Here is a 7,519-nt window from a genome sequence, read left to right as displayed (position 1 = left end):
CGCGCCGGACGCCTCTGGGCCACCGCGATGCGCAAAAAAGGCCGCGAAATCCCCGTGCACTTAGAGCACATCGCCGAAGGCATCCAGGACTCCGGCACCACCCGCCAGGAAGCCCGCACCCTCCTCGCACACCACGCGACGGCCTGATCCGGAAGGAGCCAGCATGTTCCCCACCCGGATTGAAATCATTCCCTCAGACGGAATCGTTGAGAAAGTCCAGGCAACAGTACCGCTTTCCACAACACTCACCGTCACCTGCCTGCCCCATCACGGCATCGCGCGGACCATGGAGGCGTCCGTCAGGCTCAGCCTCCTTGGCTACACCGTGATTCCGCACCTCTCGGCACGTGGGTTGGAGAACCGGGCGCAGCTTTCCGGCATCCTCCGGGATTGCGAGGCCGCCGGGATCAGTGAGGTCTTCGCCATCGGTGGAGACGGACCTCTTGGCGCGGGCCCCTACCGATCGAGCCTTGGGCTCTTGGCGGATATCGCCGAGTACACCGGCGGCAGCATCACAGCGGGCATCGCCGGTTACCCCGAGGGACACCCCTCCGTGAGCGGGCTGGACTTGTTGGACGCCCTGCTGGCGAAACAACAGCTGGCGACGCATGTTGTCACGCAGATGTGCTTCTCCGCGCCGAAGATCCTCGACTACGCCGCGCTCCTGCGCCGGGAAGGCGTCGAGCTTCCCGTATGGGCCGGCGTGGCCGGAGCAGTTCCCCGGACAAAACTGCTGGCCTTGGCAACCCAGATCGGCGTCGGGACGTCGCTGAAGTTCCTCAGCAACAAGGGAACTCTTGCCCGCAAGCTCCTGGGCCCGGACAAGTACTCACCGGAAACCCTGGTGTCCGAGCTCATGGCGCAGCCGAATGGGGTCTCGGGAATCCATCTCTACAGTTTCAACCGACTGGACATGCCCATCTGGGAGCGAAACGATCTGCCCGATCCTGACGCCAGCGAAGCAGCGACCGCGTAGCGCTGCCAACAGCCTAGGTCCCGGAAACCCCTAGCTCCCCGGGACCGAAATCACCGCGACCGTCTTCTGGGTGTCGTCGCGCAGTTCCACGCCCGAAATCCCGGCGAGCTGGACCGGCGTCGCGCCCGTGACCTTGATGTGCCCGCTGGACGTCGCGGTCCAGCCGCAGGCCATTTCCTCCGTGCCGTCGCGGCCCTTGACCCACAGGTACATGGTGCCTTGCGGCGGCATGCTGCGGCCTTCCAGCTGCAGCTCCGTCCCCCACGCCTTCCGGACGAGCCCCACCGTGAGTTGCAGGCCGTTGTCCGTCTGCACCGAATAGCTGGCGTCTGGCTTGGGCGGCTGGTTCAACACGGGCCCCGCCAATATGCCCACTCCAAGGCAAGCGGCGGCAACGGCACCCACCAGGGCCGTCCACCGGCGTCGGGATTTCCGCCGCCGGGCTGCCATCTTCAGGAGAATCGGCTGCGGAAGCGTTTCTGAAAAAGCCCCCATAAGTGAGCGGGGGTCGGCAGTGGCCGCGGCGGGCTCGACGGCGGAAGGCTCGACGGCGGGGCGCCCGGCGGCGAGCGCGACGGCGTCGGGCACGGGGACGGCGTCGAGAAGGGCCGGGAGGCTTTCCAGCTCGCCCAACTCGAGCCGGCAGTCGGCGCAGCTTGCCAAATGCTCCTCGAAAACACGGGCCTCGGCAGGCTCGAGTCCGCCCAGCAAGTAGGCGCCCAGCAATTGGTGAAGTCCGGTTTCGTTCACCGCTGCACCCCCATTTCGTCGAGAATCGTGCGAAGCGCCCTGACGGCGTAAAAGGCCCGGGATTTCACTGTGCCGCTGGGGATGTTGAGCCTCAGCGCGGCCTCGTTCACCGTGAAACGTTCGTAATGCAGTGCTACCAGGACCTCCCGGTGTTCGGTGCTGAGCCGCAGGAGCGCCTCCTCCATGAGGACCCGGTTGAGGAGCTCGTCCACCCGCTCGGTGGCCTCCTCAGGGTCCGCCATGTCGCGTTCGGCAGCCTCTGCCGGGCGCCGCTGGGCCTTGCGGTAGTTGTCGATGATGACATTGCGGGCAGTGCGGAACAAATAGCTGCGCAAGCTGCCGGTGATCTGCGGTGCGTGCTGCCACACGCGGAGGATGGTCTCCTGCACCACGTCCTCAGCCAAGTGCGCGTCCGGCGTGCAGCTCAGCACGAAGCGGCGCAGGGCCGTACCGTGGTCGCGGTAGATCGCGGCCACCACGTCCTCGTCGAGCGGCATCGGCGCCTCCTTGGTGCTCGGCTTCCCCTTCTCTTGCGATACGACGTGCGGACCGCGAATAGGGTTCAAGCCCTGTGAACCATTCTTCACCCGGCGGCGTCGTACGGGTTAGCTTCCGGCACGTCCACGGCCGGTCGAAGCGAAGGAGCAAACCATGAAGAAGCAACTCGGCACCGGGCTCGGCATCCTTGCTCTGGCCATCGCCCTCACTGGCTGCGGAGGAAGCCCCGGCGCGTCGTCCTCAAGTGCCTCCAGCCCCGCGGCCTCGAGTCCGGCGGCATCGAGTTCGGCGAGCTCTGGCGGCTCGTCGTCGAGCACTTCAGCTGGCGCGGCGGAACTGAAGACGGCGTCGTCGAGCTTCGGCGAGCGAGTGGTTGCGGCGAACGGCAAGAGCGTCTATTTCTTCGCGAAGGACGCCAAGGATTCCGGCAAGAGTGCCTGCACCGGCGGCTGCGCTACCCTCTGGCCTCCCGTGACAACGACGTCGGCCATGCCTGGAGTTGACGGAGTGAGCGGAACTATCGGCACCATCCCCACAGCAGACGGCAAGATGCAGATCACCATCAACGGGATGCCCATCTACTTCTACTCCAAGGACGAAGACTCCGGTGACACCTACGGCCAAGGCGTGGGCGGTGTCTGGTCGCTGGTCAGCCCGTCCGGCTCCATGGTGACCCCGAGCAGCAGCAGCACCCCGAGCAGCAGCACCCCGAGCGGCAGCAGCATGGGCTACTGAAACCCTCGCTCACCTTTGCACCCCAAAAGGCAAACGCTCGCTCAGATCTGTCCGGACCGGCCGGCAGATCTGAGCGAGCGTTTGTCCAAAAGGCCCCAAAGGTGAGCGGGCGTCGGCCTCAGAAGCCCCAAAGGTGAGCGGGCGTTTAGGCGTCTTCGAACTCGTCAGCGTCCTCGAACTCCACCGCAGCGATGATTTCCTTCGTCTCCGGGTGGATCATGAAGGCTTCGTCGTCCTCTTCGATCATGATGTAGTTGCCCTGGTCCGTGGCGAAGTGCCAGGCGAGGATCGTCTCGCCGTCGTGCTCGTAGTTGGGATCGCCCATGGTGATCTTCTCCAGCTGGTAGCCGGCAACGTCGCACAGTTCACGGATGATGAGCTCGAATTCAGGGGCGTTCTCAAGTTCAGCTTCGGCCGCCTCGGCCTGACGCTCTTCGAGGTTCGGGATGAGGGCTACGCGCTCGGCGATGTGGGCCTTCAGCTGCTCCTCGTCCAGGTAGAGCACGCCGTCCTGGCTGCGGAGCCACGCTGCGTTGAGTTCGATGATGTCTTCGGTCTCCAGGAGGGATTCGAATTCGCCGTCGAGGGCCTCGAGTTCGGCAACGGCTTCCGGTGCCACTTCGGACTCGTCAAGGTCGCCGTCCAGGTAGGCCTCGGCATCATCCTCGGACAGGGCGTCGAAAGCTGCGGCAGTGCGGTTGAACAGCTCAAGGTGCCCTTTGGCGCCCATTCCTTCGAGGCCTTCGCGGACAAACGCATCCACCTCTTCGCGTTCCGGGACCGTGAAAACGTACTGGGCGAAACCGCCCGCGAGTGCCTGTGTCAGGTAGTAGTCCACAAAGTAGCTGCGCAGGGCATTGGTAGCGATTTCCTCATGGTTGAGGAGCTCCTCGTACATCTCGTTGACCACGGTGACGTTCGCGTCCACAACGTCGGCACTGTCGGCCTCGATGCTGTCCTTCGTCAGAACGACGGGGTTCTCATTGCTGGTCATGGGATTTCCTCACTGCTGGGAAGCTTGTGCTGCTCCGGACCCTTTCAACGTACGCGGGGGCGGTTGTCGGGCAAGCTAGGCAGAGGTGAACGTCCGGCAAAGTTTCAGGGCCGCTCAGTGGGCCCTAGGATTCATAGATAGCCTCCTGCCGAAAGTAGCCTTAACGAATGCCTTCCCACTCAGACGATTCCTGGGAACTGGCGATTCAGACACCCGCCATTAACGACCGCTCCCTCGCGGCCGGCCTCGCCTATGCCATGGGAAGCCGGGTCAGCGGCATCACCTTCGACTCCGCCACCGGCCTGATGATGGGCAAGGTCAGGGGCAGCGGCCCGTCGCCGTATTCAACGTCGGCCAAGCTGGTCCGCAAGCCCGGCGGCTGGAGCTGCACCGTGGGCGTGTGCAGTTGCCCCGTCCGGAAGGACTGCAAACACGTGGCTGCCCTTCTTTTCGCGGCCGAAGACCATCCCGCCGTGCGGGCACAGCTGCTCAGCGCGCCCGCGTTCGGGCAGACGGCCCAGCCCGGAGCAATCGTTCAGCGGCCGGCCTGGGAGCAGGCACTGAGCAAGCTCATCGCCACTCCAGGGACCACCCCGCAAGGCCAGGGCCTCCCCTTGGCCCTTGCCTTCGAAGTGGAAGAACCCGCCCCGCACTTCTCCTACACAGGCCGGCGCGACCCGCTCCGCAGCGTGCGCCAGCTCAAGGCCCGTCCGGTGATGATGGGAGCCAAGGGCAAGTGGATCCGGGGCGGCGTTTCCTGGACCAACCTGAACTACCTTGGCTACAAGCGCGAGTTCAATGAAGCCCATATCGACTGGATGCAGAACTTCCTGGCCGCGCATTCGACTGCGGACTACCGGCAGCTCACGTCGAGCATGTGGATGCTCCTCAACGAATTCGCCGGCAAGAACCTGTGGAGCCTGCTGGCCGAAGCCTCGAAAGTCGGGGTCTCGCTCATCCACTCCGGCGGGAGCGAGCCGGTCCGCATTGCCGCGGAGCCCGCCGTCGTCGGGCTTGACCTCAGCCGGCCCGACGACGGCCTGCAGCTCGCGCCGTCGGTGACCTTGGGCGGGGACACTCTTGATCCCGCGACCTTGGGATTGCTTGGGCGTCCCGCGCATGGCTTGTTCTTCACTGGTCCCGGCGAGGGCCACTTGCCCGGGGTGTCGGCACCGGAGAACCTGATTACACTGGCCCCCTTGGAGGGCGGCGAGTCGCAGGAACTCCTCGATTTCGTCATGGGCGCATCCCGGCTCCAGATCCCGGCGAAGGACGAAGAGCGATTCCTCACGGCGTTCTATCCGAAGCTCAAGCAGTCCACCCGGGTCACGGCGGCGGACCATTCCGTGGAGTTGCCGGTCCTGGCAGTGCCCACGCTGTCCCTGTTGGCGAACTACGGCTCCGACCACCGCGTGCGGTTGCACTGGGAGTGGCACTACAAAGCCGGAAAGCTTGTGACGGCCCAGCCGCTCTGGCGGCATCCGGACGACCACGGCTACCGCGACGACGCCGAGGAAGCCCGGATCCTGGAGACCTTGGGCCGGCCTTGGGACGTGGTTGGCGCGCTGGGCGAGTCGTCGAGCGGCGGATGGGGGGCTCCGCGGCTAGCGGCCTCGGTAGCTCTGGACGGGCTCGACACCCTGGCCTTCACCGAAGAGGTGCTGCCCCGGCTCCGCGAGCTGCCCGACGTCGTTGTGGACACCTCGGGTGAGATCGCCGACTACCGCGAGGCCACCGAGGCTCCCGTTGTCTCCATCTCGACGAAGGCCACCGACAGCCGCGACTGGTTCGATCTCGGCATCGTCATCACGCTCGAAGGCGAACCGGTGTCCTTCGCCGCGGTGTTTTCCGCCCTCGCCGCTGGCCAGAGCCGGATGTTGCTGCCGAGCGGCGCCTACTTCTCGCTGGACCTGCCCGAACTGCACCAGCTCCGCGCGCTGATCGACGAAGCCAGGTCCTTGCAGGACAACCCGGACCGGCACGGCACCCTCCAGATCAGCCGCTTCCAGGCCGGACTCTGGGATGAGCTTGCGCAATTGGGAATTGTCGATGAGCAGGCGGCTGCTTGGCGCGAGGCCGTGGGCGGCCTGCTCGACGACGGCGTGACCGGACTGCCGCTGCCGGGCTCGCTCGATGCGGAGCTGCGTCCATACCAGCTGGAGGGCTTCAACTGGCTGAGTTTCCTGTACCGGCACAGCCTCGGCGGTGTGCTGGCCGACGACATGGGCCTCGGCAAGACAGTGCAGGCGATTGCCCTGATGTGCGCGGCGAAGGAGCGAGCGGAATCCGACGCAGACGTCCCGGCCGGTGCGAGTGGCTCCGCTCCTTTCCTGGTGGTGGCTCCCACCAGCGTCGTGGGCAACTGGGCTGCAGAGGTTCAACGCTTCGCGCCCGGTTTGAGCGTGAAGACCATCGGAGAGACTTTCGCCAAGTCCGGCGCGGATCCGCAGGAAGCCATGGCCCGAACCGACGTCGTCATCACCTCCTATGCCCTGTTCCGGATCGACTACGAGGCCTACGCAGCCAAGGAATGGGCCGGGCTCATGCTCGACGAAGCCCAGTTCGTCAAGAACCACCAGTCCAAGGCCTACCAGTGCGCCCGCAAACTCCCGGCGTCCTTCAAGCTGGCCATCACGGGAACGCCGCTTGAGAACAACCTCATGGAGTTCTGGGCGCTGACCTCGATTGTCGCACCCGGGTTGTTCTCCAGCCCGCGCCGCTTCGCCGAGTACTACCAAAAGCCGGTCGAGAAGAACGGCGACAAGGCCCAGCTCGCCAAGCTCCGACGTCGGGTACGTCCCCTGATGATGCGCCGAACCAAAGAGCAAGTGATCAAGGACCTGCCGCCCAAGCAGGAGCAGGTCCTTGAAGTGGTGCTGAACCCGCGGCACCAGAAGGTGTACCAGACGCACCTGCAGCGTGAGCGGCAGAAAATCCTGGGGCTCATCGACGACGTCAATAAGAACCGCTTCACCATTTTCCAGTCGCTCACCCTGCTGCGGCAGCTGAGCCTGGACGTCTCCCTCGTAGACGAGTCCTTGTCCGCGGTGCGCTCGTCCAAGCTGGATGTGCTGTTCGAACAGCTGGAGGACATCGTTGCCGAGGGGCACCGGGCGCTCATCTTCAGCCAGTTCACGGGGTTCCTGGGCAAGGTCCGGGAGCGGCTCGAGGCGGAGGACATTGAATATTGCTACCTCGACGGCAGCACCAGGAACCGGGCCGACGTCGTGAGCGAATTCAAGAACGGCGCAGCGCCCGTGTTCCTCATTTCCTTGAAGGCCGGCGGCTTCGGCCTGAACCTGACCGAAGCCGACTACGTGTTCCTGCTGGACCCTTGGTGGAACCCGGCCTCCGAAGCGCAGGCCGTGGACCGCACCCACAGGATCGGGCAGGCCAGGAACGTCATGGTCTACCGCCTGGTGGCCAAGGACACGATCGAGGAAAAGGTCATGGCGCTCAAGACCAGGAAGTCCCAGCTTTTCGCGGACGTCATGGAAGGCGACGCCCTGTCCGGTGGCGCGCTCACGGCGGAGGACCTGGCGGGCTTGTTCGCAGAGTAAGGATGC

The 7,519-nt window shown here is 65.0% G+C and carries 6 protein-coding genes and 1 pseudogene; 4 read left to right on the top strand and 3 right to left on the bottom strand.

What is annotated here, in order from left to right:
* Positions 1-147: pseudogene (locus tag QRN45_RS15175) on the top strand (lipoyl synthase); the annotation flags it as partial.
* Between the two features lie 16 nt (positions 148-163).
* Positions 164-976 (top strand): methylenetetrahydrofolate reductase, encoded by an 813-nt coding sequence (locus QRN45_RS15170; protein ID WP_241709454.1) that lies wholly within the window; start codon positions 164-166, stop codon positions 974-976.
* A gap of 30 nt (positions 977-1,006) precedes the next feature.
* Here the strand turns inward: QRN45_RS15170 and QRN45_RS15165 are convergent, their stop codons facing one another.
* Both QRN45_RS15165 and QRN45_RS15160 read right to left on the bottom strand, forming a co-directional pair.
* Positions 1,007-1,726 (bottom strand): zf-HC2 domain-containing protein, encoded by a 720-nt coding sequence (locus tag QRN45_RS15165; protein WP_284763864.1) that lies wholly within the window; start codon positions 1,724-1,726, stop codon positions 1,007-1,009.
* The gene (locus QRN45_RS15160; protein WP_059389901.1) at positions 1,723-2,223 is read right to left on the bottom strand and encodes a sigma-70 family RNA polymerase sigma factor; all 501 of its coding nucleotides are present in this window, start codon (positions 2,221-2,223) and stop codon (positions 1,723-1,725) included. The genes QRN45_RS15165 and QRN45_RS15160 overlap by 4 nt, the downstream gene beginning before the upstream one ends.
* A 154-nt stretch (positions 2,224-2,377) precedes the next feature.
* Between QRN45_RS15160 and QRN45_RS15155 the strand changes: the two genes are divergently transcribed.
* A complete protein-coding gene (locus QRN45_RS15155) occupies positions 2,378-2,959 on the top strand; it encodes a COG4315 family predicted lipoprotein (protein ID WP_284763863.1) in 582 nt (193 codons plus the stop codon).
* 145 nt (positions 2,960-3,104) lie between these two features.
* On the opposite strand, the gene QRN45_RS15150 is transcribed toward QRN45_RS15155, so the two are convergent.
* Complete coding sequence (locus QRN45_RS15150) at positions 3,105-3,953, bottom strand: DMP19 family protein (protein ID WP_241709451.1); 849 nt, start codon at positions 3,951-3,953, stop codon at positions 3,105-3,107.
* A gap of 167 nt (positions 3,954-4,120) precedes the next feature.
* On the opposite strand from QRN45_RS15150, the gene QRN45_RS15145 reads away from it, so the two are divergent.
* Positions 4,121-7,513 (top strand): DEAD/DEAH box helicase, encoded by a 3,393-nt coding sequence (locus tag QRN45_RS15145; RefSeq protein WP_284763862.1) that lies wholly within the window; start codon positions 4,121-4,123, stop codon positions 7,511-7,513.
* The last annotated feature ends 6 nt before the right edge of the window (positions 7,514-7,519 follow it).

The sequence above is a fragment of the Arthrobacter sp. efr-133-R2A-63 genome, assembly GCF_030209795.1.
GTDB lineage: Bacteria > Actinomycetota > Actinomycetes > Actinomycetales > Micrococcaceae > Arthrobacter > Arthrobacter bambusae_A.
This window is presented reverse-complemented; position numbering and strand designations above follow the sequence as displayed.

Excerpts from the sequence above, each read along its gene's own strand:
- QRN45_RS15145 (WP_284763862.1), top strand. The coding sequence starts at position 4,121 with ATGCCTTCCCACTCAGACGATTCCTGGGAACTGGCGATTCAGACACCC.
- QRN45_RS15160 (WP_059389901.1), bottom strand. The coding sequence starts at position 2,223 with ATGCCGCTCGACGAGGACGTGGTGGCCGCGATCTACCGCGACCACGGT.
- QRN45_RS15150 (WP_241709451.1), bottom strand. The coding sequence starts at position 3,953 with ATGACCAGCAATGAGAACCCCGTCGTTCTGACGAAGGACAGCATCGAG.
- QRN45_RS15155 (WP_284763863.1), top strand. The coding sequence starts at position 2,378 with ATGAAGAAGCAACTCGGCACCGGGCTCGGCATCCTTGCTCTGGCCATC.
- QRN45_RS15170 (WP_241709454.1), top strand. The coding sequence starts at position 164 with ATGTTCCCCACCCGGATTGAAATCATTCCCTCAGACGGAATCGTTGAG.